At 61.7% G+C, this 25,544-nt stretch carries 29 protein-coding genes; 4 read left to right on the forward strand and 25 right to left on the reverse strand.

Annotated elements, in window-relative coordinates; all coding sequences use genetic code 11:
• The 3 genes from D2V17_RS12330 to D2V17_RS12345 form a co-directional block, all read right to left on the reverse strand.
• Nucleotides 1-293, reverse strand: a 293-nt coding sequence (locus D2V17_RS12330; protein ID WP_119593042.1) for an IS6 family transposase, incomplete at its 3' end; no start/stop codon positions are given.
• Nucleotides 294-412: 119 nt separating this feature from the next.
• Entirely contained in the window at nt 413-826 is a 414-nt protein-coding gene (locus D2V17_RS12340) for a hypothetical protein (protein WP_147367393.1), read from the reverse strand.
• 248 nt (nt 827-1,074) lie between these two features.
• Nucleotides 1,075-1,773, reverse strand: a complete 699-nt coding sequence (locus D2V17_RS12345) for a hypothetical protein (protein WP_022684100.1) — start codon at nt 1,771-1,773, stop codon at nt 1,075-1,077.
• A 120-nt stretch (nt 1,774-1,893) separates the two neighbouring features.
• On the opposite strand from D2V17_RS12345, the gene D2V17_RS21965 reads away from it, so the two are divergent.
• Nucleotides 1,894-2,019, forward strand: a complete 126-nt coding sequence (locus D2V17_RS21965; protein ID WP_342767844.1) for a hypothetical protein — start codon at nt 1,894-1,896, stop codon at nt 2,017-2,019.
• Here the strand turns inward: D2V17_RS21965 and D2V17_RS21970 are convergent.
• The 5 genes from D2V17_RS21970 to D2V17_RS12370 form a co-directional block, all read right to left on the reverse strand.
• Nucleotides 2,014-2,163 carry a hypothetical protein gene (locus tag D2V17_RS21970; protein WP_338010741.1) on the reverse strand — a complete coding sequence of 50 codons (150 nt, stop codon included), beginning with the start codon at nt 2,161-2,163 and terminating at the stop codon, nt 2,014-2,016. The genes D2V17_RS21965 and D2V17_RS21970 overlap by 6 nt on opposite strands.
• Before the next feature lie 47 nt (nt 2,164-2,210).
• Complete coding sequence (locus tag D2V17_RS12355) at nt 2,211-2,408, reverse strand: hypothetical protein (protein ID WP_022684103.1); 198 nt, start codon at nt 2,406-2,408, stop codon at nt 2,211-2,213.
• Between the two features lie 38 nt (nt 2,409-2,446).
• Nucleotides 2,447-2,917 carry a hypothetical protein gene (locus D2V17_RS12360; protein WP_022684104.1) on the reverse strand — a complete coding sequence of 157 codons (471 nt, stop codon included), beginning with the start codon at nt 2,915-2,917 and terminating at the stop codon, nt 2,447-2,449.
• Nucleotides 2,918-3,035: 118 nt separating this feature from the next.
• Entirely contained in the window at nt 3,036-3,869 is an 834-nt protein-coding gene (locus tag D2V17_RS12365) for an N-6 DNA methylase (protein ID WP_022684105.1), read from the reverse strand.
• 106 nt (nt 3,870-3,975) lie between these two features.
• Entirely contained in the window at nt 3,976-4,341 is a 366-nt protein-coding gene (locus D2V17_RS12370) for a DUF3768 domain-containing protein (protein ID WP_066560130.1), read from the reverse strand.
• 258 nt (nt 4,342-4,599) lie between these two features.
• Here D2V17_RS12370 and D2V17_RS12375 point away from each other — a divergent pair, with 258 nt between their 5' ends.
• Nucleotides 4,600-4,857 (forward strand): hypothetical protein, encoded by a 258-nt coding sequence (locus D2V17_RS12375; protein ID WP_022684450.1) that lies wholly within the window; start codon nt 4,600-4,602, stop codon nt 4,855-4,857.
• Between the two features lie 129 nt (nt 4,858-4,986).
• Here D2V17_RS12375 and D2V17_RS12380 read toward each other — a convergent pair whose 3' ends face one another.
• The 14 genes from D2V17_RS12380 to D2V17_RS12450 form a co-directional block, all read right to left on the reverse strand.
• On the reverse strand, nt 4,987-10,137 hold the full coding sequence (locus tag D2V17_RS12380) for a helicase-related protein (protein WP_022684449.1): 5,151 nt from the start codon (nt 10,135-10,137) through the stop codon (nt 4,987-4,989).
• A 162-nt stretch (nt 10,138-10,299) separates the two neighbouring features.
• Nucleotides 10,300-10,773 carry a hypothetical protein gene (locus D2V17_RS12385; RefSeq protein ID WP_022684448.1) on the reverse strand — a complete coding sequence of 158 codons (474 nt, stop codon included), beginning with the start codon at nt 10,771-10,773 and terminating at the stop codon, nt 10,300-10,302.
• Nucleotides 10,774-10,880: 107 nt separating this feature from the next.
• Nucleotides 10,881-12,119: a hypothetical protein gene (locus D2V17_RS12390; RefSeq protein WP_022684447.1), complete on the reverse strand. Its 1,239-nt coding sequence runs from the start codon at nt 12,117-12,119 to the stop codon at nt 10,881-10,883.
• Nucleotides 12,120-12,143: 24 nt separating this feature from the next.
• Nucleotides 12,144-13,016 carry a Mom family adenine methylcarbamoylation protein gene (locus D2V17_RS12395; protein WP_022684446.1) on the reverse strand — a complete coding sequence of 291 codons (873 nt, stop codon included), beginning with the start codon at nt 13,014-13,016 and terminating at the stop codon, nt 12,144-12,146.
• Between the two features lie 141 nt (nt 13,017-13,157).
• Nucleotides 13,158-13,547 carry a hypothetical protein gene (locus tag D2V17_RS21385; protein ID WP_022684445.1) on the reverse strand — a complete coding sequence of 130 codons (390 nt, stop codon included), beginning with the start codon at nt 13,545-13,547 and terminating at the stop codon, nt 13,158-13,160.
• Entirely contained in the window at nt 13,531-13,854 is a 324-nt protein-coding gene (locus D2V17_RS12405; protein WP_022684444.1) for a type II toxin-antitoxin system prevent-host-death family antitoxin, read from the reverse strand. The genes D2V17_RS21385 and D2V17_RS12405 overlap by 17 nt, the downstream gene beginning before the upstream one ends.
• A 60-nt stretch (nt 13,855-13,914) precedes the next feature.
• The gene (locus D2V17_RS12410) at nt 13,915-14,673 is read right to left on the reverse strand and encodes a PRTRC system ThiF family protein (protein ID WP_022684443.1); all 759 of its coding nucleotides are present in this window, start codon (nt 14,671-14,673) and stop codon (nt 13,915-13,917) included.
• Nucleotides 14,663-15,316 carry a PRTRC system protein A gene (locus D2V17_RS12415; protein WP_081643391.1) on the reverse strand — a complete coding sequence of 218 codons (654 nt, stop codon included), beginning with the start codon at nt 15,314-15,316 and terminating at the stop codon, nt 14,663-14,665. Before D2V17_RS12415 ends, D2V17_RS12410 begins: the two co-directional genes overlap by 11 nt.
• 2 nt (nt 15,317-15,318) lie before the next feature.
• Nucleotides 15,319-16,146, reverse strand: a complete 828-nt coding sequence (locus D2V17_RS12420) for a PRTRC system protein B (RefSeq protein ID WP_022684441.1) — start codon at nt 16,144-16,146, stop codon at nt 15,319-15,321.
• A 7-nt stretch (nt 16,147-16,153) separates the two neighbouring features.
• Nucleotides 16,154-17,071, reverse strand: a complete 918-nt coding sequence (locus D2V17_RS12425; protein WP_238564993.1) for a hypothetical protein — start codon at nt 17,069-17,071, stop codon at nt 16,154-16,156.
• Nucleotides 17,072-17,320: 249 nt separating this feature from the next.
• Nucleotides 17,321-17,527, reverse strand: coding sequence for a PRTRC system protein C (locus D2V17_RS12435; protein ID WP_022684438.1), 207 nt, complete (start codon nt 17,525-17,527; stop codon nt 17,321-17,323).
• Nucleotides 17,528-17,570: 43 nt separating this feature from the next.
• Entirely contained in the window at nt 17,571-17,999 is a 429-nt protein-coding gene (locus tag D2V17_RS12440; protein ID WP_022684437.1) for a PRTRC system protein E, read from the reverse strand.
• A gap of 37 nt (nt 18,000-18,036) precedes the next feature.
• Nucleotides 18,037-19,677 (reverse strand): PRTRC system ParB family protein, encoded by a 1,641-nt coding sequence (locus D2V17_RS12445; protein WP_066560124.1) that lies wholly within the window; start codon nt 19,675-19,677, stop codon nt 18,037-18,039.
• Nucleotides 19,678-19,848: 171 nt separating this feature from the next.
• Entirely contained in the window at nt 19,849-21,132 is a 1,284-nt protein-coding gene (locus D2V17_RS12450) for a hypothetical protein (protein ID WP_022684434.1), read from the reverse strand.
• A gap of 189 nt (nt 21,133-21,321) precedes the next feature.
• Between D2V17_RS12450 and D2V17_RS12455 the strand changes: the two genes are divergently transcribed.
• Nucleotides 21,322-21,795: a hypothetical protein gene (locus tag D2V17_RS12455; protein ID WP_022684433.1), complete on the forward strand. Its 474-nt coding sequence runs from the start codon at nt 21,322-21,324 to the stop codon at nt 21,793-21,795.
• A gap of 32 nt (nt 21,796-21,827) precedes the next feature.
• Here D2V17_RS12455 and D2V17_RS12460 read toward each other — a convergent pair whose 3' ends face one another.
• On the reverse strand, nt 21,828-22,022 hold the full coding sequence (locus D2V17_RS12460; RefSeq protein WP_022684432.1) for a hypothetical protein: 195 nt from the start codon (nt 22,020-22,022) through the stop codon (nt 21,828-21,830).
• A gap of 1,075 nt (nt 22,023-23,097) precedes the next feature.
• Between D2V17_RS12460 and D2V17_RS12465 the strand changes: the two genes are divergently transcribed.
• Nucleotides 23,098-24,216: a replication initiation protein gene (locus D2V17_RS12465; protein WP_022684431.1), complete on the forward strand. Its 1,119-nt coding sequence runs from the start codon at nt 23,098-23,100 to the stop codon at nt 24,214-24,216.
• A 40-nt stretch (nt 24,217-24,256) separates the two neighbouring features.
• Here D2V17_RS12465 and D2V17_RS12470 read toward each other — a convergent pair whose 3' ends face one another.
• The gene (locus D2V17_RS12470; protein WP_245978700.1) at nt 24,257-24,616 is read right to left on the reverse strand and encodes a hypothetical protein; all 360 of its coding nucleotides are present in this window, start codon (nt 24,614-24,616) and stop codon (nt 24,257-24,259) included.
• 22 nt (nt 24,617-24,638) lie between these two features.
• A complete protein-coding gene (locus D2V17_RS12475) occupies nt 24,639-25,325 on the reverse strand; it encodes a ParA family protein (protein ID WP_022684429.1) in 687 nt (228 codons plus the stop codon).
• Nucleotides 25,326-25,544 lie beyond the last annotated feature (219 nt).

Consider the following 25,544-nt stretch of genomic DNA (forward strand, 5'->3'; position numbering starts at 1 on the left):
CCCCGCTTGTCGACTGCCCGGTACAGGTAGGTCCACTTGCCCCGCACCTTGACGTAGGTTTCATCCAGGCGCCAGCTCGGATCAAAGCCACGCCGCCAGAACCAGCGCAGCCGCTTCTCCATCTCCGGGGCGTAGCACTGGACCCAGCGATAGATCGTCGTATGGTCGACCGAAATGCCGCGTTCCGCCAGCATTTCCTCAAGGTCGCGATAGCTGATCGGATAGCGACAATACCAGCGCACCGCCCACAGGATCACATCACCCTGGAAATGGCGCCACTTGAAATCCGTCATCGTTCCGTCCGTCCAATCTCCGCCAAGCATGCTCAAGCTTCACGATTTTTGCAACAGAGCCCGATGCAGGGTGGTTGCGGCGCGCGCGAGACAGCGTTCGAAGGATGGGTTGTTGTGCCTCATGCCTGTGCCTCCCCGATGATGATGGCGGGCGGGCCGGCAGGCGCGGTCTCGGGGTCGAGGACGAATGCCTCCAGGTCGTCATCAAGTTCGTCGTCGTCTTCCCAGTCCCCATCCTGGCGATAGGTCATGTCGCAGTCGCAGGGGCAGTCAGCGAAGGGCTGGATGGTGACGGTGCCATAGCCGCCCTCATTGTTGCACCAATCGCCTTCAGGAAGATCGGCCGCGAATTCGCTGAGGGCATAGCAGAGCATGGCAGGGCGTCCGACCGCGTCGATCCCGACCGGAACTTCCGGGATAGACATATTCTCGGTGCCGTCGTGGTAGCGCACGTGATCGAGGTCGGTTTCGCCCTGGTCGCCGCCGCCGTTAAGCGAGAAAGACACTTCGGTGATCTGAAGGGCGCGGAGCAATACCAGGAGCTTGCTGAATTGATTGTCGTCGGCATTCGGATCTGCCAGCTGATGAAGTCGGCGAGGCATATGGTCCTCCCAAATGCAAAAAAGCCCGCGAAAGCGCGGGCTGTGGTTGCGGTTGTCGGTGATGTGATCGTGCGGATCAGAGGGCGGAGTTGTGGGGTGCGCCGAAGATCTGCATGATCAAATCGCACCATCCCTCTTCGCTTTGTGCGCCGCAGGCGCGCGGGATTGAAAGCGATCGGTCAGGCGGCGTCCTGAATCCACTCGTAGAGCAGGTGATCATCGGGATCCTCGTCACGTCCGTTCGCGATGCGGATGAGCTTGCCGTCGCAGGCGAAAGCGGATGCACGGGGGAAGGAGAGATAGGACCGGTCTTCGAGAATGAGGTCGCCCGAGCGGACTGCTGTGACGGTCCGGATAGTCCCGAGGGCCCGGTGGCCGGCACGCGCGGCAATCAGTTTCAGTTTGTGGCCCGGCCTGAGCTGGCGCTTGAACCGCGCGAGTGGGATGCGAGCCTCGACAGGATTGGCATGGCCGCGTCTGGCGGATAGCGCTGACCAATAGGTTGTGCCGATGCTCACGCGCAGGAAGAATGAGCAGATCATATAGTCCTGCAGAAGATTGCCATTCGCGACATTGAAACGTTCCGCCTGGTCGCTGATGAGGGTTTCGAAGGCGCGGCGCGCGTCCTCGTCGGAAAGATCCCCGGGCGCATCGAGAAGCTCAACGCGGATGCTGCGCCCGCCGGAGAAGCGCTCGCCGGTAACGGAAAACCGTGCGCCCACGATAGTTCGTGTCAGATGGAGATCGATCCTGCGGCAGAGATCAGGAAGATGCTCGCCCGCGATATAGAGGTCCCCGCTATAGGCGAAATTGCCGCGGTCATCGCAGTGGGTCTGGCTCCATAAGCGGGGTTCGGTGCTGGAGAATGGCTGGGTCATCGGCGGTCCTTTCGGAAGACGGCTTGGGGCGAAAGGGCGCCGAAACCGGTGGACATCACACGATCAGCCGACGCTCCGCCCTTCTCCCTCCCCCTCCCCTTGCGCCGGCGACGCGCCGGGTTGAGCGAGGTCGCAAGGTTTGTGGTCGCATCCGTAGAAACGGGATTTCTCGAACTGCGGGTCGCCGGTCTCGTCGACCAGGTAGCCGCTGATTTCATCGGCGGGTTCGGCGTCGAGAACTTATGATCCGCCGGGGACGAGGCGCACGGGATAACTGGACTCCGTCATGATGCTGTCGGCGTGTTTCATCGCGTCGAAATGATCGGTCGCGGTCACGGCAAGCTTGATGCGAACGATGGCATAGACATGGACATGGTGTGTGATGGTCACGGTCAGTTTCCTCATCAAAAAAGGGGAACGGTCGTGCCGGCGTGCCCTCACACCCGATTGACCGGGTGTGAGGGGTGCGCTTCGTTCTGGCTGGCGATCTGCGTCAAATGCTGGTCGCGTAGGGTCGCCACATCGGTGCGCAGGGCGTCGATGTCTACGTCGAAGTCTTCCCAGTTCTGCTCTTCCGGGCAGTGGTCGAGAAGATAGGCGGAGAGGAGGTCGTGAATCCGCACGAGAAGCCACATGCGTGCTTCGTCGGAAGGTCTGTGACCCCCTGCCCTGTTCACGCTGCCTGGCCTAGGGTCTCAGCGCTGGCTTCATGCTCGCCTACGATTTCGAGCCGCGCGCCGGTATAGTGATGGCTGGAAAGCCAGTCCTCGGCGGTAGCCATGTCCGGAGCGAGATGGCGCAGCTCGTCTTCGCCCTGGAAGCTGGTGAGAATACGGACCGAACCCGGCGCAGGTTCTTCGACGATCTCGAAGGTGAGCGTGCTGGTGACGGAAAAGCTTTTGTGAACCACCAGGACGATAACGCCTTCGCTCCCGAAATTGCCTTCGTGGAGCGTGAAACCGGCCGGGTGGGTGTAGGTCGGGCGTACCGCTTCGTGTGTCTTGCGAACGACACGGCCCGACCCGTTGCTGCTCTTCCATGCGGCAAGCTTTTTGCGATGGCATTCGGGCGGCATCGGCTGGCCATTGCTGTATCGAACAAGCGCTCCGAGCGGGGCGTGGGTGTAGATCGACTGAGCGGACATAGCGTGTCTCCTTGTTTGGCTTGGGTCCACCCCGCCTTCTCTCCCTCCACTCTTCGAATTTGCGGGTCCGGGAACCGGATCAAGCGGCGTGGGACGGCAGCGGCCGATGCGAGTGGTCTCAGCGCTGCGGCGGCTTGCCCGCGCTCGGGAAGAGCGACAGCTGAATAGGGGTATGCAGACTGGCGGAACCGTCAGGCGGTGGAAGGAATGGTTGTCGGTTCTGGAGTGAGGCCGGTGCCTCACCATCCGATGGAGCATCTGCGGCATGGCACTTGGCGCGCGCGGCGAGCTTTGCATTCCAGCCGCCGAGAATATGGGCGGGCGTGTACCAGAGTTCGCGTGTTGTGCCGGCGAGTGAGTCGCCGATGATGACGATTGCCGGCACATGGAGCAGCGTGAACTGGATGTAGGCCATATGGACCGCGCGTGGATCGATATCGATCGCGGTCACATGGAGGTGCCGCTGATAGTTGATCCCGGCGTCGCGCAGCGTTTCGCAGGTCGCGATCACCATGGCGCCTGCCCCGCAGGCAGGCTCGCAAAGGGTCAGAAATCCCTCCTTTGCGATTCTGTCCTCAGGACACGAGTCCGCGGTCATGGTCGCCATCATCCGGCAGATGCTGTAGGGGGTGAAGAACTGGCCGCGGGCGGCATTGGCGAGACCGAGCTCGCCGAACACGCGGCCCAGCACGTCGCACGTCTCGGCCTCCATCGCGAAGGTGACTTCTGCGAAGATGCGCGGGAAAGTGTCGATGACGTCGCGGTCGTACCGCCCGATAATCTCCATGTAGCGCGTCTCGCGGGCTTGGCTCTGGGTGAGATCGACACTGTTGGACAGGCTGATCGCTGCGGCTTCGATGAAATCCGAAAACAGCGTGTAGCGATCGTGACGATACTGGCAGGCGTCGAACAGCTTGCAGATCGCCTTGATGTGGCGGTCGGCGGAGCCCATCGGGAAGCTCCTTTCTGTGAGTGATTGGGGGCAATGGTGGCGATTGCGGTCGTTCGACCGCTGAGGTCACTACTCTGCGGAGAACGGTGCTCCGGACCGCCGAGAATCAGTAATCCTCGGGCAGCATGATGGTGAGGACGCGGGTGGTTTTCGCCGCGTCGGCTGGATCTTCGGAGCCGAATTCCAGATTCTCGTCATAGTAATCGATCTTGAAAAGGATTTTGACCTCGCGGACGGTGATTGAACCCATGTCGCGTTCAGGGCTGTCGCGATCGAAGCTCGCACCGCGCACGGCCGCCATGATCGCCGCTTGCGCGAGCAGCTCGGCAACGAGGCCACCTTCACCAGCCAGGCGGGCAAGGCAGTTTCTGGTGATAACAGTGCGCGAACCGCGATCGAGGCCCTGCCGGCAGCGGTCGTTGAGGATGGCGATGCGCTCGGTGCGGGAACCGGCCTGCGGGTTTTTGTGCATATCTATCTCCGGGATGGGCGGGCAAACGGCGGGACTGCGTTGCGCGATCCGCCTTGCCGCCCCCCTTCCCCACCCCTCTCAGCTTTGGGCCATGAGGCTCGCGCGTGCGCGATATGGCCGCGATCTCGGAGAGCGTGGGCCGGGGTCTGGCGGTGATCTGGTGGAGATCCGATTGTCTACCCCTGTGATTTAGGAGAATCAGGCAGCGTGCTGTAGGCTCATGGGGTTCGGGATCCAGATGCGAAAGGTGAAGGCGAGATGTCGCAAGCCGAGATCATGAACTGGACGGCGCTGTATGCGGCGACCACGCTTGTCTGCATGCTCACGCTCTTTCTTTCGGGGACAATGGTCGCGGTTCAGCTGTGGCGCGAACGGTTTTGGCGCGGCCTTGGATCGGTGCGCGCGGTCCTGCTGTTCGTGCCGGGAACATGGTGGCGCTGGCAGAAGCTCTATCTGACCGGAACGCCGGTAATTCTGGCAATTGTCGCAGCCTTTGCGCTCACGCTCGAATGGTGACAGCCCGTGGGGCTGGTGTCATCCTTGTAAATCTTCCGGCACATGGAAGATTTACAAGGATGATCTCGGCGACGCATCTACCAACTCAGGTCATGTATTGCCCTAACGGTCTGCTCCATTCTCTGCGGTTCACTCACCCACGACCATGTCCAGCACCGGCTCCACGCAATCGAGAGCCTCGCCATCGCCCCGGTCAGCCCGTGCCTCATCGTCATTGTCGGAATCGAACTCACCCCTGGTCGCGGCCAGTTCGGCTTCGAGTTCTGCCAGTTCGCGCTGTTTTTCCTCCAGCAACGCGGTTTCGGGGAATTCCTGACCAAGGCGTGCCTGGAACGCGGGCAGGCGCCGCTCATTGGCTTCAAGACTTCCTCTCGCTTCGGCCAGGTCGGCATCGAGATTGGCGAGAGAGGATTCCAGTCGGCCAAGTGCTGTGCTCCACCGGGTCTTCTCGCTGATCTCGAACGCACGGTCCTGGCCGTGATGTACCGGTGCGATCATCACGCGCAGGTAGCGCCTGCCGTCGTCACTCAGGGCGGGGTGGCTGGTGACCTTGAGGTCGATGCCGCTCAGTGATCCGATGATAAGGGTGTCGGCGCCACTCTTGCGCAGGTCGAGGGCTTTCCGGATGATCCGCTCGCCGGCAGCCTTGCGGTCGGAGATGATTTGGCCTTCCAACGCCAATATGACCTCATCCTCCCTCGCTGGTATACGCTGGGCTATATCCTGTTCGAGCCTGACGATCCGCGCCCTGCCCTCATCGATCGCGTCGATCGTGCGCCTGATGGTTCTGCGGATATTGAACTGGTCGTCGACATGGGCATCGCGCAGCCGCTCCAGCCGGGCGACTTCGGCATCCAGCCCGGCTTTTCTCATCAAACGGTCATCGCCGGACGCAAGGGCTTTCGCGAGGGCGAACTGGCTGACGTTCGAACCGACATCTTCGATCCGGCGAATGGAGCGGTCGCCCGACATGGCCATGGCGATAAAGCGGGCCTTGCGCTCGAGCATCTGCCAGTTGGTCGCGTCCATCGAGCCGCTTGTGGCATAGCCATAGAGTTCGATTTCGTCGTTCTGGTTGCCCTGGCGCTCGATCCGGCCTTCGCGCTGCTCGATATCGGAGGGAATCCACGGCACATCGAGATGATGCAGGGCTTTCAGGCGCTGCTGTGCGTTGACGCCGGTTCCCATTGTCGCTGTCGAACCGAGGACGATCCGCTTGCGCCCCTGGTTGAGGTCATTGAACAGGCGCTGCTTGGCGCTGTTCTTCTTGTAATGCTGCATGAAGGCGATCTGATCGGCAGGGATGCCCATCGCGATCAGCCGGTCACGAATCCAGACATAGGCGGAGAAGCCGCGCGTCTCGATGGCGGCCTCGGTTCCGAGATCCGAAAAGATCATCTGTACGGCGCCGGGCAGCTGATAGGGCTTGCCGGTTTCCGGGTCGGTGTAGCGGTTCTCGCTGGTCTCCCGCCAGATGCGGTGGACGTTCTCGATCAGGAGATTGAGCTTGTTGCCCTCTTCGTTGCCGATCCCGGCATCGACGAAGCGCAGGTCGATCGCCGAGTGCCTGCCGTCGGTGATGACCGACAGGATGATGTCATCGCCCTTCTGCGGGCGACCGCTACGGCTTTCGATGGCTTTGATGCGCTTGGCGAGCACCCGCTGATAGGCTTTGAAGGGCGCGGCGGACTGGGCGACAACGATCTGCCGCTTGCCGCCCCGGATGGTGGGGAGCTGCACATATTGGCGCAGGTCGTCCTTCAGCACGACATCGGCGACGCTGCGGTACATCGCCATCAGGTCGGCGACGTTGACGAATTCGCAGAAGCGGGTGACCGGCTTGTAGCTACCGCTGGGCTGCAGTTCGAGTTCGGTGCGCGTGTCGCCGAAATTGGCGGCCCAGGCGTCGAACTCGTGCAAACCCTTCGAGTAAAGCTCGTCGTGCTGCATGAACCGCTGCAGCGTGTACATTTCGCCGAGCGTGTTGGTGATTGGCGTGCCGGATGAGAGGATCAGTTCGCGTCCGGGATTGATACCGGAAAGGTAGCGGGATTTGACATAGAGATCCCACGCGCGCTGTGAACCGACAGGATCGACGCCCTTGAGGTCGCCGAGGTTCGTCGCGAAAGTGAGCTTGCGGAACTGCTGGGCTTCATCGACGATGATCTGATCGATGCCGATCTCGCCGATATGGACGAGATCGTCCTTGCGGGAACGCAGGTTCTCGAGGCGACGCTGAAGCCCTTCCTTGAGGCGCTCGACGCGTTTGCGGGAGACGCGGTCATTACTGTCGATGTTGTCGACGAGGGCTTCGTAGCTCGCGAGTTGGTCTTCGATGAACTCCTTCTCGAACGTCGCCGGAGTCGGGATGAACTTGAAGGCATCATGGGTGATGATGATCGCATCCCAGTTGCCGGTGGCCGCGCGCGCGAGGAATCGCTGGCGTTTTTCCTTCACGAAGTTGGTGTCGTCGGCGACGAGGATCCGTGCGGTCGGGTAGAGCATCAGGAACTCGCGGGCGATCTGGGCGAGGCAGTGATTGGGCACTGCGACCATTGGCTTGTTGGCGAGACCGAGCCGGCGCTGCTCCATCACGGCGGCGCAGAGGCTGAACGTCTTGCCGGCGCCGACCGAGTGCGCGACGTAGGTGGAGCCGGCCGCGATGATCCGCCAGACGACACGCTTCTGGTGATCGCGCATCCGGATGGCGTCCGATGCGCCCGGCAGCTTCAGGTGCTTGCCGTTGAAGGCGCGGGGCACGAGATTGTTGTAGGCGTCGTTATAGATGCGAACGAGGCGGTCAGCGCGGTCGCTTTCCTGCCAGACCCATGTCTCGAAGGTCGATTTGATGGCCGTCAGCTTCTCCTTGGCAGCCTCGGTGTCGATCGTGTTGAGTTCGCGCCGCTCTGATCCGTCGGCCTCACGGATGACGTCGTAAATTTTGGGAATGTGGGAGTTGAGCGCGTCCTCGATGAGGTCGGCGGCGCTGCGGCGCGGGGTTCCCCAGGTCGAGGTCGAGCTAACATGTCCCTCGAAGGGAGACTTGTCGACGGTCCAGCTCGCGATGTTCACGGTGTGAAAGATGCGGGTCTCGATCTCCATCGTTTCGGCGATGAAGGTCTCGATGACATCGGTCGGTATCCAGGGAGCTCCCAGCCGCGCGGTGATCTCGCTCGGCTTGAGATCGACCGGCTGCACGTCCTCCAGCGCCGCGGCGGTGGCGAGGAAACGGGGATCGAGATCGGCCTTTTCTCGCGCTAGGGCGAGCTTGGTGCGGACCGGGCCGGAAAGCGCCTCGTCTGCGGGAACCCAGTTGTTGAAATGCGGCGTGCTGCGGATGGGGTCGAGATAGACGTCTTCAGCCAGGTCGCTCAGCGCCTGTGCCTCGCTGGTGCCGAGCAACTCGGCTATCAGGGTTATATCGACCCGTCCGCGTTCATGGAGGGAGAGCGCGAGGGCATCCTGCGCGGAGTGGATTTCATGAGTAACGGGGGGCTTGACGACGCGCTCGGTGAAGATCGGACCCGGCGTGCCGACGTCGTTCGCCTCGTCATAGGTTTCGATCGAGGCGACCAGCCAGACATCGGGGTCGTCGAGGAAGGGCTGAAGATTGGGGCGCCGCTGATATTCCTTCTCGGCTCCCGTGTCCGGGTCGGTACGGATCGTGGTGACGGTGCGGTTGATCGGGCCGTTCTTCTTGACGAAGGCCCGGTAGTGCGTGAGCAGCCGCTCCTGCAGGATGGTGTAGGGTTCGTCGTTTAGCTGGGCGCGCAGAATGGTCCGGACGGTGTCTCGGATCGGGATGAGCGCGCGGATGACGTTGGCATGTTTGGCGAAGAGACCCGGTTCGCCCCGGCCGGATTTGACCGCGACGGTCGTGGGTATGCCATCGACGATCTGGTGCAGTGCGCCGCCGGATACGAGATAGCTGCCTTCCTTGAAATCGGCCTCGTCGGCCGCAGTGCCGATCGAGAGGTCAAGCGAGACGTCCGTTCTGTCGCGGAGCGAAGTCGTCCGCTCGATTGGCCTGAAGGAACCGGCCTCGCGGGACGCGATTTCCGTCAGCGTAGCAGCCAGCAGGGCGGGAATGTCGGCGTCAGGTGCGGCGGCGCAGCCATATTCCATGCCATATTGGCCGCTGCGCCATTCATGAGTGCCGAGCACATGATCGGGATGATCGAGGAAGTAGCTGTTGATCCGCAGCGGACCACTACCCTCGTCGCTGCCTTCTATGTCGGCAAGGTCGAGCCAGTGGCGCCGGGGACGGGAGGCATCGGGCTGATGTTTCTGGAAGAGGAGGATGTCGACGACGACGTCGGTGCCCGCCTCGTCGCGCATGGCTTTCCCCGGCAGGCGCACCGCTCCGAGGAAATCGGCCATGGCATCAATATGTTGCCGCGCTTTAGGATCGCTCTTGTCGAGTGAATATCGCGACGTGACGAACATGGCGATGCCGCCGGGGCGAAGCTGCTCGATGGACCGGGCGATGAAGAAATCATGGAGCGAGAGTCCCAGGCGTCCGGGAGCCGAACGGTTCTGCACCGTTACGTTCGAGAAGGGCGGATTCCCGATCGCGAGATCGAAATCGCCGGGCAGCGATGCCTTGTCGAAATCGATGCAACGGATGAGCTGGCTGGGATAGAGGGCACCGGTAACGCGTGCGGTGACTGGGTCGTTCTCGATACCGACGAAGAGCGTGTCGCTGGAGAGGAAGTCCGGCCGCAGCCCCATGAACAACCCGCTGCCGCAACCGGGTTCGAGGATCTGGCCGCCGGTGAAGCCGAGGATGCGGGCGGCCTCCCACATGGCCCGGATGATGTATTCAGGCGTATAGTGCGCATATTGCGTGGCACGCTTGAGCGACTGAAGTTCGGTTTCGGTGGTTTCAGCGACAAGGCTTTGCCCGAGTTCTTCCCAGCCCTGCCGGTATTCATCGCCACGGCGGGCGAAGATGTTGTTGGCAAGCTCGGACGCGCCGAAGCCGATGAACTTCGCGATCGCTTCCTGTTCCGCACGCGTCGCAGTTCGATTTTCGCGATCGATCAGGTTCAGCAGGCGGATCGCCTCGATATTGTCATGGGCGCGGCCCTTCCACGACGGGGCGAGTGTCCTTCCGCCAGCGAACGAGAAATCGACCGGCAGCACGTGCGGCGGCTTTGCCTTCACCTCGAACAGGTCGGAGGCGATAGGGGATGTCTTCGGCGGTTCTGGCGAGGGCTTGATGGGCTGGTCGAAGTCCAGGCACAGCTGGAGCGCCAGCGCGGATGCACTGTTTCGCATGGAAGCTTCCTTTTCAGGCGATGTTGAGGGCTCGGCCTGCCCTGGGGGTGCGGGGCACGTCGGGGCGAGCAGTCCATGCGGGAACGGGAGTGACGCTAAGGGCGTCGCAGCGCGGGCATGGCAAAGATCGCGGTCAGGCCCACGGCCCGACCTGGAGCGTCACTAACGGGTCATCAGCAGGTCGAGGGCGTGCTCGAAGACCTCGTCTCCGGCGCCATTGACGACGACAGCCTTGGGATTGGTGGCGAGCACGGCGCTAGAGATGGTAGCGATCGGGCGCTTGCGCAGTGGATGTTGGAAGATCTGGTCCTTCTCGATGGTGACCAGATTGGTGCGCAGCAGACGTTTCAGCCGTCGGCCTTCGAGTGCGCGTGTCAGCAGATCGCTCACTTCGGCTTCGAGATCATGATCGAGGGTTATGTCGCCCAGAACGGTTGGCGCCCGGTTGGCCTTCAGCCACGTATCGACCTCAGCCAGATCCCAGCAACCGACCTTGTCGAAGAAATCGGCGGACCCGTGCCCCTGGTTATGGGCATGGAAGGCCAATTCGCCATCGATCCAGATTTCCGCGCGATAGGCAGTGGTTTCTTGGGATAGCGCGGCGCTGTGGGTGATACGTCGCAGTTCGATTTTCATAGGGGGACTCCTGTGATGCTCCAATGGCAAGCACCCGCCCCTCTCCCCCTTCCCTTTCCTGTCAGCGCGAAGCGGGGCGGTCGGATTGGAGCTGATCGCGCATCGGATCATCCCAGGCGCAGGGCCGCGGCATATTGGCGCAGCAGCTCGGTCATCGCGGATCGCAGATGGCTCTTGTTGCCGATAACGATTTCGGGATTGAGATCATGGCCGCGCGCAGTGCGGTAACCTGTTGCGGTCTCGCCATAGGCGTCTTCGACGATGATCCGGTGTCCCCGCGGATGCGCGGGGCCGGCGTAGCGGACAGTGAAATCGCCGAGACGTCCGGAGAGCCCTGCTGCCATTTTGCTCCAGCGAATATGGCCGGCTGCAAACTGCTCGCCTCGAGCCCGACCGCGGGCAAGCCAGAGACGAAACTGCGTCCGTTGTTGGAGCAGCGAGTTGCGCGTGCGCTCCATTGTTCGCGCAAGTGGCAAGATATGAGAGTCGGTATCGAGTCGTGCGAGTTCAGCTTCTTCCGCAACCGCGAGTATGTCGGCATAATCACGCTGACGAAGATGCGCCCGGAGTGCTTCGTCATCCCCGGGTGGCAGCCCGGTCGCGCCAGAAAGGGCGTAAAGGCCGGTCTGGGCGTCGATCAGACAAACTGTGGTTTCGTCATGGCCTATCCGCTCATGGAGCATGGCGAGGATGCCGATTGTCCCCGCGGCGTGTTCAGTCGCGCCGAGAAGCAGTAAACGCCGGTGCCATGAGACGGGTGTCGGCAGATCGGTGGGCGCGGGCCACTGGCTAGGCAGAGGCCGTGAGGAGGGCGGGCTGGTGGCTGTGGCAGGTTCGGGGGTGACTGCGGCAAGGGATCGGCGGGCGACGTCGAAAATGTCATCGGGCCGCCCTCCCCCATCGAGAAATCCCTGGTCGTAGGCGCCGCGGCGGCGATCGGGTTTGCCCTGGCGAGTAAGGGATGGTGGCCGGGCCTCCCATCCTGCCTTCGCTGCGTAATTGCCATCGGCCCAGGCTACCGCTTCGTCCCAGTCATAGCCATAGACGGCACGGGCATGGAGAATGCCCCTATCCCGGCTGTCGGTGCTGCCCCCGGCAACCTTCCGCTCGACATGGGCGAAGTTTGCCGCCTGGCGTTGTTGCTCGCCTTCTTGCACTATTCGTTCGTGGAGTGGCTTGAGCATCGCGGTGCGCTCGCGGGTGCGGGCCATGCGCGCTTCGAGCGGCGTATCGTTTGGCAGGTCAGGAAAGGCGCGCCAGGCATTGGCTATGGCATGAGCATGATGCGGGGCACGGCCATGCGCTATCCAGCACGCCGCATCGGCGGGATCGAAGGCGTCGGTCATGTCGACTGGTCCTCGCGCGAGGGCTCACGCTGCATGGTGGAGCAGCGGCAATGCGGTTACATCGCCCAGCGTCGCGCTTCGATCGAGTACCGGATAGGGCAGGCTCGGAACCTTGCGCGCCGCGATCCGTGCCGCTTTTGTGAGGGGGAAGAGATAGGTATGACATCCGGGATGGCGTCGTCGGCGCAGGAAGCCCGTGCGCTCAAGATCGGCGAGCCAGTCCGCGCGGTCTTCGCCGAAGCGGGGTGGGCGTGCCCCGGCACTGAGGAGCGCATCGATCGCATAGCGTTGTCCGCATTCGGCGTTGCGGATCTTGGACAGCGCGCGTGAAGAGATCGGCTGCCCGTCGGGCAGGATGAGGTCGGTGCGCGGGCTCGATCTGCCGGAATATTGGCTGTTTGCGGCGCGATAAATGAGGCCGCAATGTCCGGGGAGTATCACCCGCCCGTCGGGATCAACGCGGCGGACCGGATCGGCATAGGAGATGACGGAGAGGATTTCGGGTTTCTCGCGGCGCAGGAGCCGAAACGCGCGGGCGATCAGGAAGGTCTCGGCATTGCCACCCTGAGAATCGTCTATGACAAGACGACCGAGATCGCAGGCGGTGCGCGGATCGGCAAGGCCCGCGCTCTTGGGAACGCTGGCGTTGTTGACCGGGTGCGAGAAGACGCAAACGCCGACCAGTTCCGAGCGGCCGCCTCCCGCATTGGCGAAAAGGCCGGCCGACAGGCGCGCGACAGGCATCGAGGCGGTGTAGTGATGTGCCCGCACGAATGGGGCCGCCTGGTTCTTCGTGCTTATGACATCGACGGCAAGCTGTTTCGGATCGATTTCCGTCGCGTCTGGTATCCAGTGGCAGCGCCGGTCGCGCCAGCGCTGGCTGCGTGTGGTGAGCATGATGGTGATCTCCTTTGGATCACCATTGCCCCTCCCCCTTCCCTAACGCGGCCCGTAGGGCCTGAGAACCGTCTGGGTTTGCTGATTTGGAGGCATTGATCACCTCAAATGCTTATGCTTGAGCGTGAGTAATGTGAGGACTCAATCTCGATTGATTCCGGTCGCGTTGGCTTTGAGAGCGGAAATAACTGCATTGGTGAAGCCTGGAGGCATGCGACCGGCAACATAGGAAGGTTCCGGTGACACAGGTCGGATATCGTAACCAATCCAGGTGAAGTGATTATACTGGTCGACGACGACTGAGGTGCCGCGGGCGATCCCCGCAGCGTCCGCTACCTGATCGGGTATTGCCAGGGTTGAGGCTTGCCTGTCGGCCTTCGTCGTGATCGCGACTGTAAACACCCGCTGTCCCTGTGTGGCGATTACCATGACAGGGCGTGTTTTGACGCCCTCGTCGCGACCAGCTTGCTGTTCGTGGGTGAACAGGTAGACGTAGTGGAGTATGTCACCGACCTTAGGAAGCGGGGTCATCGTTCCAACGATCTGACGCGATTTCCTCTCTCGTCGGACGGGCCGCTTCGAAGAGGGCCGCATGCTCACTGGTCATGTCGGCGGCGTCGACGGCAACCAGATCCAGAACCGAGAGAATTTGACCGGCCGCAATTCGTTCAAGCCGCTCGAAGTAGGAAGCTTCGGCCAACGTGATGTCAGGTCTTCCATGCTTGGTGATGGTGACAGGTGTCCGGCGCCCGAGATCGAGATATTGTCCCGTGTGGTTGTGGAAGGTGGTCAGCGGAACCTTCTTTTTCGGGGGTGCGGCGATTGCGGGATCGGCCATGCGACTCTCTTTGGCTAAATGATCCTCCCAAAATAGCAAATATGGCAATTTTTGCAAGTTTCAGCAGATTCGTGGGAGCGGGATTGGCACGGTCTGACCCGAGCCAAGGTTGATGAACGCACCAGCGTGGCCGATGGAACCGCGGCCAAAGAGGTCGAACAGAAGCGCGAGTGCGTGGCTCGCGACGACGCGGTTGATGAACAGCGATTGCCGTTCCAGCGCCTCGGCGATCGAGCAGGAGGGCGCGTCGTTATCGGGCAGTGTTTCATGGCTGAGTTCGGGAAAGGCTTCGAGAACGGTGGGCAGGCGTGCTTCTTCCTCGCCTCGCTCAGGCGCTGGGCAGCCGATGATGAACTGCCCGTCATTTGCGCGGTTTCCAAGGTCCATCCAATAGTCGGGCTTGTTGCGTTCCTCTTCCATCGCCGCGCCGATCGCGCGACGCGCGGACGCGGTGTCGACACAGGTGATGAGGAGATCGGTGGCATCAAGCCTAGCGGCGTCAGGAGCGCGGCCATGGATGGCCTTCCAGTCGAGGCCGTGCGCGAGATTGATCCGTTCGGTTAGCGTGCGCGCCTTCGAGGTTCCGACATCGCATGGGTAGAAGGGTTGACGGCCAAGATTGGCCTGGGTGACGATGTCGTCATCGACCGTCGTCACATCGAGAGAGCGCGAGGAGATGGCGCGTAGGGCGGTATCGAGAGCCGTCAATCCCATGAGCATCTGCGAGCCTGAGCCGCCGCACCCGACAAGGAGGATCCGGATTGGTCGATGGCTGAAGGCGGCGGGGAGGAAATGGCGCTGTGGCATGTCATTGTGCATGACGTTCTCCTGCGAATGGGCTGCGTGGCAGGGGGAGGAACATGCCGCCGGCGCACAGGCGCGAGACCATTTCGGGGCCGGTGGGATCATCGATCCTGCCGAACACGAGCGCCAGTTTGGTCGTATCGGCATCGTCCGCATCATCGGTGGCGCTGAAGAAGGCGCGCGCTCGCCCATGGCTGTGAACATCCGCGACCATATAGCAGCCAGGCGGGAGGACGGGTGTACGGTAGACGAGGCGCGAGGGCGTCGCTTCGTCGATCGTCGGGTAACTGAGCGAGAATTGCCGGGTGACCTCGTTCCATAGCACGAATACCGCTGCCTCATTGGGGAGTGCGGCGCGAAAGTGATCGAGCATGGAGGTTCGAAATTCTTGCGGAATCAGGCCGCAAAGGAGGTCGGCACGGGGCACTCCTGCAGAGCCATAGGGAAGATAGCCGGCGATCGCGGAAGTGATTGGAACATCGAGCGCGAGCCAAGGCCGGCGCAGGATCAGCATGACAGCGTCGCATCCCACCGCGATGCCATGACCGGCAGGCGCGGATCGCAGAGCATCGATTGCGGGCGACTTGCCGGATGGCGGAATGGGGTAACAAGGCACGGCGGCGAGAATAGCCGCGGCCGTCGGATCGTCTGCGATCATGGTCATTTCCTTGCGATTGCGGCGATCAGGCGCTCGAGGGTGAACGGATCGCCTGGGTTGGCGCGCTGCTTTTGTCCGGTCCTTCGGCGGGCGCCGGCGATGAACGGCTTGAGGCGGCTCACCGGAAACCGGCGTGCCCGACGTGCGGCGAGATCGTCCCAAAGCGCGATCAGACCGCCCTTCCCCTTCACCGTAAACTCCTGACCGGGATTGGGATGGGTGGACCAGCTGTCGAACACGGCGCGCTCGAACTCGGGGATGGCGGCGGGAGAGAGTTGTTTGGGCCGCGCGATGTTACCCCAGCACAAATGTCCTTCGACAAAGACGTTGAGGATCGGCGAATGCAGCAGCCTGGTATCCGCCGTGGGCCTTTGGTTGGCCGGCAGGGCGAAGATTCCGAGGCCTGACCGGGTGGCGACGAAGAGGTGTGCCGGATAGGGAACGGGGACGATGGTCCGTGCGCCAAGTACCCGCAGGTCGTCCGGTGGGGAGGATAAGGCGAAATAGGCAGGACGTACCTGCTCGGCCACCCACCAGACGAGGACGTCAGGGTTCGAGACAAGCACATTCTCGGGGAGGATATGGGGGATGGCGGTGCGGCCGAGTGCCTCGGTCCACTGGCGCAGATGCGCGCGGGTCAGCGGTGTTCCCGCTTCGATAGTGGGGCGATCCTCGCTGTCGAGCGTGACCGGGTGCATGCTGGCGAAGGCGAAGCTGTCATCGCCAGAGGAACGGGACAATCCCCGTGTATCGCTGCGGTAGAGCAGGATCGCGTTGGCCAGGACGAGACGGCCGTCAACGGCTTCGAAATGGGTCGAATAATCGGACATGAAAGTCTCACCTTCTTGTCGGGTCGTATTTGAGCAGGGCCTGGGCGCAGTCGAGGAAGCGCGCGCCGGCGCGCAAAGTGGCGAACCAGTCGTCGATACGCTTGGCGTCCGGCAGAGGGCACAGGCCGCAAAAGTCCATGAAGCCCATTTCCATGCCATGGCGGCCGATATCGTCGAGTTCTCGCGCGAACTGGTCGAAGGGTACGAGGGTCAGCGGCGGCAGGGTTGCGCATTCCTCGATGCCGGGGACATATTCGCAGACCGTCTCGAAGTCGAAATGCCAGGCGCTGCGTTTCGGATCGCATTTGCCGAGCGCTGCATGGGCGTCGTGAAGTTCGGCGAGGAGCTGGCGCAAGCGTGCCGGGAGACGTGAGGGCCGCGCGGCATTGTCCGCGATCATCCATTCGGGGCGCCGCGCGTTCATCGTCGACGGCAATGTCATCTCGCTGTTTTCGATTTCGTCGGCGCCGTACATGTCGATCATGCTCTGGCGGGCGGCTTCATCGTCGGTCTCGCCTTCCCAATAGTACATCGAGACTTCTTCGAAGAGGTCGTCGTATCCGAAGATCGGAAGAGCGCGGCCCAGCGTCTGCCCAAGCGCCTTGTAGACAGTGGCGCGCCAACGGATCGGGGCATCACCGGTTTCGATCCAGCCAAGGTCAATCTGGCCCAGGCTATCGCAGACGACTGCGATTGCAGGCGGTCCGTGATCGTCACCGTGAAGAACAACCGTGCGTAGCTCGACCATGTCGACGGGGCCGAGGATTTCGTGAACCGCCTTGCTGAAGACCCGTTCGATATGGCGGCGCGCTTCCGGACGCGTGAAGCTTTGCGTCTCCGCAGTGCGCGCCGCGACCCATTGACCGATCAGCTTGTGGTGCGGCGCCAGCGGTCCATCGAACAGGACGGGGATATTGTTCGACACCGCGGGTGACCGCCCGACAAGATTAGCCGAGCGGCGGGAGTGCAAGTCCCGTGGGGGCGGGGATCGGTTCGGAGATACCATGCCCGGCCAGGGCTGGATTGGTGGCGACCCGCGCATGGAGGGTCTGGGCCTTGATGCTGCAGGCGGGGAGCTGGGTTCCAGGAGGATTGCCGTCATCGCATTCGATCCATTCGAGCAGGGATTTGCGGGGCGCGGGCGGTATGGGTGCGGGCTTGCGGCGCGCCATACTCAGCCCTTTGTCCCGACGGCGCGGCGATATTCGGTGACATGGACGCCTCCGACCACGCCGGCATCGACGATCTCTGCGTTGATAATCGCGGGATAGAGTGTCGCATGGTAGGTGCGCAGGGCGTTCGGCTCGGCCGCGAGGTGCGGAGGCACGGGGAGGTCAATGCCATCGTAGCGGTAGGCGCGTTCGAGATGATTGATCTGCATTAGGGTCTCCTGACTGCTGGTTGTCGAAACGGATGGTGAGGGATCAGAACAGGCTCGCAGGCTCGTCCGCTTTCGCGTCCGCGGGCGGAGAGGCCGGAGCCGGGGCTTTGGCCGCGGGGCTGGATGCCGGGATCTTGGGGGTCGAGGCTGATTTCGCCTTCGCTGCTTCGATCGCGGCCGTCTTGGCGGCTTCGGCGACCTCGCGCTGTCCTGCCAGCTGGTCAGCGAGCGTCTTGCGCGCGGCGATGAGCTGACCGAGTGCTCCTTCGGATCCCCTGGCGAGTTCGGCATCGATCTCGGTCGCGCTTGCCGTAATGGCGATCGGGCGTGTCTCGCTTTTGTCGAGAGTGTCGCTGGCGCCTTCAGCCTTGCGGGGGATGATGGTCAGGGTGACGGTGTCGTCAGGTCCTGCGACAAGATCGAAGCTGAGCGAATAGCGGGCGAGCAGCGGCAGCAGGCTTGTGACAAGCATGGTGTTCAGTCCTTTCGTGTGGGGATCGGGAGGGTAATCAGGCGACGAATTCGGCGACGCGCGCGGGGGCTTCCTCGGGAACGGGTGTTGGGGCCGGCGGCGGGCCATAGATGCTGTCGAGAGTCATTGCGCCGGGCAGTCGTCCGGCCCAGTCGAACCCACTGCGGTTGAGCATACCGGTGATGAGTTCGGTCTTCTTGGAGGCGAGAAGCTTGGCGAAAGCCTTCGCGCCGATGTGGGCAACGAGGCCGCATTCCTGGGCGATGAAGCTGAGTTCGTCCTTGGTGTACCGCTCGAGAAAGGATTGATCGGCCTGCCAGCTGTCGCGCAGATCGACCTGGAACACGCGTGCGAGATCGGCGACGTGGCTGAAGCTGAGGACGTCCTTGGCATAAGCGGCGCCAATGACGGACAAGACGTTCGCCGAGCGGGCATCGTTCAGCGCCTGGATCTGAGCGATCTTTTCCGCATAATCGAGATCCGGGAAAGTCTCGCCGACCAGGAAACCTGCGCGCGATGTCAGCGTTTCGGCCTTGATCTGTGCAAGGCTGCCCGACATCGCCGCAACAAGGATGGTCGTCCGGGCGTGATCGGTATTGCCGGCAAGCGCGCGCGCAAGGGCGGTTCGCCATGTCGCTTCTCGAAATTCCTTCGTGCGTGCGGCGATCGATTTGGCGGTCACACCGGGCTTCGGGGAGCTTTGCGTCGCTTTCACCGGAGTGGCCGGAGCAAGCGTCGGCGATGGATTGGCTTCGGACTGTGCCGAAGGTGGCTCGCCCTCCCCTTCCCCATGCTGCGAAGTCGCGGACGGCACGGTATCGGTATCCGTATCGGCGGGCGGCGCCCCGTCATCATTAGGCGATCTTGCGAGCGCAGCCCTTGCCGCGGCTTCAGCCTGCGCTTCTTTCTCAAACCGGATCACCTCGGCGGCTTCGGTCTTGAGCTGGAAGCATCCGGCATTGGTGCAATAGCCGTCGTCGACATGGGTCTCGAAGAGCGCGCGCTGGGTTGCGGAATTATAGGGGCACCTGGTGCATTCACTTTTGTCAAAACAGGCGGACGCAAGGTCCTGTGTCACACGCTTGAGAAGCTCCTGTGTCTTGGCGACGTCGAGCTGGGCCGTAAGGATGGTTTCGAGAGCCTTGTCCTGCTTGTCCTTCGGCACCGCGGCGAGCAGTTCGGCATGGCCGACCTTGATCCGGCGTTCATCCAGCGCGGTTTTGACCGGTTCGGATAGTTCCGCGAGGGCAAGCCGGCGATCGAACATGGTGCGTGACCATCCCAGACGCTTTGCGGCTTCCGCGCGGTCACCATGACATGCGGCAAGGACGCGCACGGCGGCATCGGCCTGTTCGGTCTCCGATGCGTTGTCGCGATCGTGGTTCTCTGCGATTGCCGCTTCGAGGGCTTCCTGATCGGTCATGTCGCGAATGACGACCGGGATTTCGCCTTCCGGGCCGTAAACCTCGAGTGAGGCCCGATAACGCCGCTCGCCGGCAACGATAGCGAAGAACCCTTCCTTTGGTCGGAGCAGGATGGGCTGCAAGACGCCGCGCCGACGGATCGACGCCACGAGTTCCTCATGCTTGGCTCGGTCGAAATAGCGGCGCGGATTATCTCCTTTGACGATTTTGGAAAGCGGCAGGGTGATTTCGGGACTGGGTTCTAGTGCGTCCAAGACACGTCTCCTTGCGGAATGTCGCGGACCCGTCCTTCACGGCCGTGCGCCTTCATTCCGGCGAGTCCATTCCGCTCCCCTCCCCCTTGCCTTTCGTGGCCCATCGGGCCTCAGGCCAGGTTGGTCGTTTTCGTGTGTTTGGAAAAAATGATGGCGAGCCAGGCCGCGGCTTCAGCCGCTGGTGATCAAATCCAGCAGACGTGCGTGCAGTAAGCCGTTGCGAAGTTCAGCGTCATTGATATCGATGACTGGGCCGATCTTTTCCATGCGCGGATGCGTGATCGCCTTGGCGTCGCGGTAGGCGTCTGTGTCGAAGCCCATCGCCTCGACTATGGCGATACGGTTCTCGCCGGTTTCACGAGAGTATGTTTCGATGATGAAGTCGGGCCGGCAGTTCCCAACGGGTGTCTGGATATCGAACAAGGGCTTGGTGATCGCGCTGTCGTAATAATGTTCGTCGAGCCGGTGCTGGATCCGCAGGAGATCGCGCAAGACGGTGCGTTCGAAATCGGAATCGACCGGTATGAAGCGCTGGCCGGAATAGATGGGCTGGGCGTAAGCGCGCAGCGGCGCGTAGCCTTTCACCTGCGGCAGCTCGCCGATGACGATCAGTGCCAGATAGGGGCCGGCGACGGGTGTGCCATGGATCGATGGGTGCTGGATGCGGGTCGCGATCTCGATCGGATCGCAGCCGGCGGCATGGATGATATTGCCCTCGATGCTGTTGGCAAACAGCAGGAGGAAACCTTGCGGCGCGTGTCCGCGTGGCCAACGGGGAGCAAGCGCGCGAATACCGGCATAGACGCGCCGGTGCCGGAAGGCCGAACCGTGCGTCCATAGCACCCTCGCCAACTCGACGCCTGGGGCAACTTCGATATGAGCGGCGACCTGCTGGATTGCGGCAAATTCGCTGGCGATGCCCCGTTCGTCACTGGGCGACAGCATGGCCTGGTTGCGACCTGCAAGATCGAGTAGTCGCCACATCAACCGGGCAAGCCGCGGGATATGTGGTTGGCGAATACGTCCGCTCGCGCTGTCGTCGGGTGCGCGCGCGAGACGAACCGGAGCCCTCTTCAGCACCGAGAAATAGCCATCGAGACGGTCGACTGGCCGAACCGGATCGGCAGCCGCCATGTGTCCGGGAGCGGCCTGGGCATGGAAGAATGGACAATCGAGGCGATGTTCGGGTCTTCCCGGACCCGTCAGACGTCTGAGGTAGAAAGTTTCCGCTTCGCTGAGATAGGCCGGGGTCATCAGCGGCGGAGCGACTTGCGCGCCCAGGCAGTCGCAAGCGATCCACATGTCGCCGAGCCTAGCCTGTTCGACGAGCACCACGCCGGCTTCTTCGTCGTCGTGATTGCCCTTTCCGACGTACCATCGCACGAGCGCGTTGCGCACGATCGGATCGATCGGGATACGTTGGTGCCCCCTGCCCCCGCGATCAACCAGCCACATGGAACGATCCAGGGCGACATCGGGGGCATGCCGCTGATCCTGTCAGCATGCACATTCTCCTGTCCACTGGCGTTCGGTGAGGAGCATAGCACATGGCGTATCGCCTGATAACGGTCTGGAGGAAGTTGCTCTGGTCGATTGGCCCTGTTCGTGATATGTTCCTATTTTTGCTTGTCTAGGAGATGTCACATGAGCAGCCCGAAGAAACTGCCTGGCCGGATCGATATCGACATCACGCTTGTCGATGCGTCGCTGGATCATGTGCAGCGTCCGGAGCGCCGGGCGATTGCGGCGCTGTCGATCGGTGTCGAAGCGAACGACGCGTATTACTCTGTGGTGGAGCTGCTCGAGGCTGTGCATCTTGTCGGTACCCGCCATCCAGATGGTCGGCGAAAGCTGGGCCGGATTCTGGGAGAGCGAGGCGATGATTACCAGCGTTCGATCTATTATGCGCTCGCCGGACGCGGTGCGTCCCATATGCTCGACGATCTCGACTGGCTTGCCGGGATACTCAAGACACGGGGCAGTGTAGCCCGTCACCATCCCGTGAGCGATCCGATCTCACCCTATGTATCGCCGGAACCGGATGGCCCGGTCGGCCTGTTCACACCGTCTTTTCCACTTGGTCGATCGTGGCGGACATTTCGGGCGCCAGCTGGTTGAGAGAATAGAGGGTTTCCGGGCGGGGTATTTTGTCACGGCATGACCTGTGCAGCAATCTCGGCGTTTTTGTCTGGGGTTGCGGTGACCAGGAATGGCTGTTCGACAAGACCGGTTCGTACGATGGTCTGGGGATAGCCGGCCCGCTCGCTCCGACGGCAGGCATATTCCCAGGCGCGCTGGAAGCTGTTGAGTTTGCGCTCGGCGGAGGTTTCCGACGTGGTCGGCATAGCAGGGGCCTTTCATCAGAGTAAGGGGTGAGGGATTGTCGCAAACCCTGCGTTGGGCAGTGAATCGCCCTCCCCCCTCCCCTACTTGGACCTTGACGTCGCTCGAAGCGCGTTATGAGAGGAATACCGTGGCGGACAGCGCCAGCTGATAGCCCTGATAGCCGCGTTACGTCGCAAACGGAGGTGGAGGCAATGTACGCTGCGATGGTCGACAGTTTGCTGCCTCTAGCATAATCAAAGTGCCAGGGCCGTTGTTTGATGCGCTGTGGGTTACGGTGTCCGATTGGGCAGGCCGGTGGTGTCTGGAACGAACCTCGCGGTTGCATCCCTCTTAAAGAATCATCTTATAAAAACGCCCAAGCGGAGCGCGGGAGCTTCTATAGATTCAGGATTCTAAGATTCAGGGCCATTTAGTCGTTGAAACTCAATGCGTTGATATGCCTCTATATGAGCCGGTGGGGGCTTTAGCGTGAGCGCGAGGGGGCTTTAATGCGAGCGGAAGGGGGCAACTAAATGAGCGTCCGGGGGTTAATGTGAGCGATTGGGGGTGGCCGGGATTCGATATGAAGTGGCCTTTGGAAGGGCTTGATTCAGCCCAATGAATCGTTTTGTTGGCCGACTGTGCTGGATTTGGGGTCGATTTTGAGGGCGATGGTGGCGGTCGGGATTGGCTGACGCCGGTCGTGCGGTTCTTTATATGAGTGATCGGGGGCGTCTGGGCTTGCAGTGGTAAGCGGTCAGTCCTTTGGATCGGCGTTTATATGAGTGGACGGGGGAGCCCCGGAAAACCGATTCGGATCAGCAGCTTGGCGCCGCGTTATTGTGAGTCGCTGGGGGCGCACATTGTTTGGTCTTTCGGCAGCTGAATGATCTAGGCCAACCGATCGTGTTTATGTGAGGAATCGGGGGCGCTCCTAAACCCGTGTATTTCTGCGGGTTTCGCGGCGCGTTCATGTGAGGACTAGGGGGCTGGTGACAGAGCGCCCTGCCCTCTTTCATGAGGCGGCGGGGGTTCGTCTATGTGAGTAAACGGGGGCGGGTTCTCTTTATGACACGTTGATGGTATGCAACTCATATGAAGCTCGATTCGGACATATCGGAAATCGAGGTAACATCAGGGCTGGAGAGTCTGAGCCGGACGCTGCGCGTTGCGGATGTGATTCGCCGCCGTGATCTCGATTTTGTAAGCAAACCCGGCGAATTGGTCGAGTCCGAGTTCGAGACCGGCTCGCTTGGCGCTGCTGCGCGCAAAGCTTTTGCGTTGATGCTGCGCAAGGCTGGTCCGGAAGCCTATGAAGACAAGACGTTCGTTATTACGAAGAAGGAGCTTCGAGGCTCCCACAAGGGTAATGAGCGTATTCAGACCGTGATGGATGAATTGCTTCGGGTCATTGTTCGTATTCGGACGACGACGTCGAAGGGTAAACCTGCGGTGATGTCCCAGGCGTTGCTGGCGAGCTGTGTCGAGGAAATTTCCGAAGACGGGATGAGCGTCGTCGAATTTCAGTTCTCGGATAATTTCAAGCGGGTGTTGCAGCGTTCGGACTATTATGCGCGCGTCAATCTCGGTGTGATGCTTGCGCTGCAGTCTCGCTATGCTCTCTCCCTTTACGATCTGGGGTGTCTGATCATCAATCGGCAGAACCGGGTGTACAAAATGAAGGTCGATGAACTGCGGCGGAAGCTTGGAGTTCCTGACGGCAGCTTTAAGAACTTTGCCGAGTTCCGGCGCGATGTGCTGGCGAAGTCGAAGGCGGAGATCGATCAACTGGCGGATTTCACGGTTGAATGGGAGGAAATCCGGGGATCGGGCCGCGGTCGGCCGGTCGAGGCCGTGAAACTGATGTTTCACCCCAAGGATCTTGAGGATCAGAAGGAAACCGCGCGCGAATTGGATCGTCCTAGGGTTGGTCGGCGCGCGCGGCGTGAGGGCACGGTGGAGACGATCGCGATCGCGGATCGGCCGAAGATTATCGAGCGTAAGCCGTTTCCCCGCGATTCCCTGCACTTCTGCCCCGACACGCGTTTGTTGACGATCGTTGCGGATTATGGCGGTGGTTGGGACAAGGATCTCATTGCGAGCGGGTATCGCAAGACGATGGGGTCTCGATTGGATAACCTGGTTGGGGATGCACTTTACAAGTCGTGGGAGGGGTTTTGTAAATCCTTCGTGCAGCAACGTGGGCGTGCATAGGCCCCTGCCCCCAATTACTCACATAAACGCATCCTGGGCGTCAGACCGGCCCCTCCCCTTCGGCGAGATCGAGCAAGGCGATGATGCCGTCGGGTAGGCTGAGGTTTCTGGCCTCGCACCAGAGGACTAGTCGGTCACGCTCGGGCTGCGACAGGCGCATAGTGATATGTTTGGTCCGCGCTGGCCCGCGCATTGGTTTGCGCTTGGGAATTGCGGCGGTTTCGGCTTGGACCTGCGGAAAATAATTCGCCGGGGGCGTTGGCCGGAGCGGTTCCCGGGTTGGGGATGGGTCGACCGCGGCACCCGCCGGCGGTGTAGACGCGATCAGGCTTTTGAGGCGAGCGGTTGGATCGTCATTCGTTTCGAGGCGCTGCCGGGTTTTGCCGATGATGTCACCCATGGCCGGAGTTGCGGGTTTGGGTTCAGCCATTGGATGCTTCCTTGTTCTGAATTTCGCCGAGGACGTCGGCGAGGATGCTCTGGGCTATGCGCCGGGCTTTCTCCGTTTTGGCGAGACCAGCTTGCTCCACTTCCGCGAGGGTCATGCGGAAATTCGACATGGCGCGGAATGCATCGAGTGTGTGCATTTGCTCCTTGAATATCGGCAATGCACTGCTGATTTGGGCATCGATTTCCCACTCGGCGCGCGAGCGCGCGACCTGTCCGGTTTGGGTAATGAGGACTCGGTATGGCACCCCGCCACCCATCTTCTGCAGCATTTCGCTGGTTTCCACGGTTCTTTCGAGGTCGAGGCGCGAGGAGCGGGTTGGTATCACGACAAAGTCAGAGTCCATCGCGGCATATGCGGTCTTGAAGTTGGACGTCCCTTCAGAATCCACGATCACCAGTTGTGCACTTTCCCTCGCCCTTTTGATAGCTGCGCCGATCTCGGCGTCGCGGATCTGGGAGGCATCCTCCACAGTGATGAGGGAGTCACCTCCCCTTCCCTCTTCGCGGCGATCGCGGTGCCAGTTTAGCAGGCTGTTCTGGCGGTCAGCATCGAGCATGAATACGGAGCCGCCTAGTGCCTCGAATTCAGACGCGAGCGCGAGAGCGAGTGTGGTTTTACCCGCGCCTCCTTTGCTCTGCGCGATGGTGATGACCGGCATTCGTTAGCTCCTCTAATATAAGGCCGCGCGTTCACCTGCGCGGCACAGGCCGACCGTGCGTAAGGATGCGCAGCACCAACCGTATGCGGATGTGATAACGCGGGTATAGGCGCTGTGCAAGTATGCCGCGCGTCCGCACTCGAACGTGCTGGGCCACGCGATGCTGCATGCACATCACCATCACACTGTAGCGGCGCGTTAGAGCGCGCGCGTAGCCGC

The organism is Aurantiacibacter xanthus (assembly GCF_003584015.1).
In the GTDB taxonomy this organism is placed as follows: domain Bacteria; phylum Pseudomonadota; class Alphaproteobacteria; order Sphingomonadales; family Sphingomonadaceae; genus Alteraurantiacibacter; species Alteraurantiacibacter xanthus.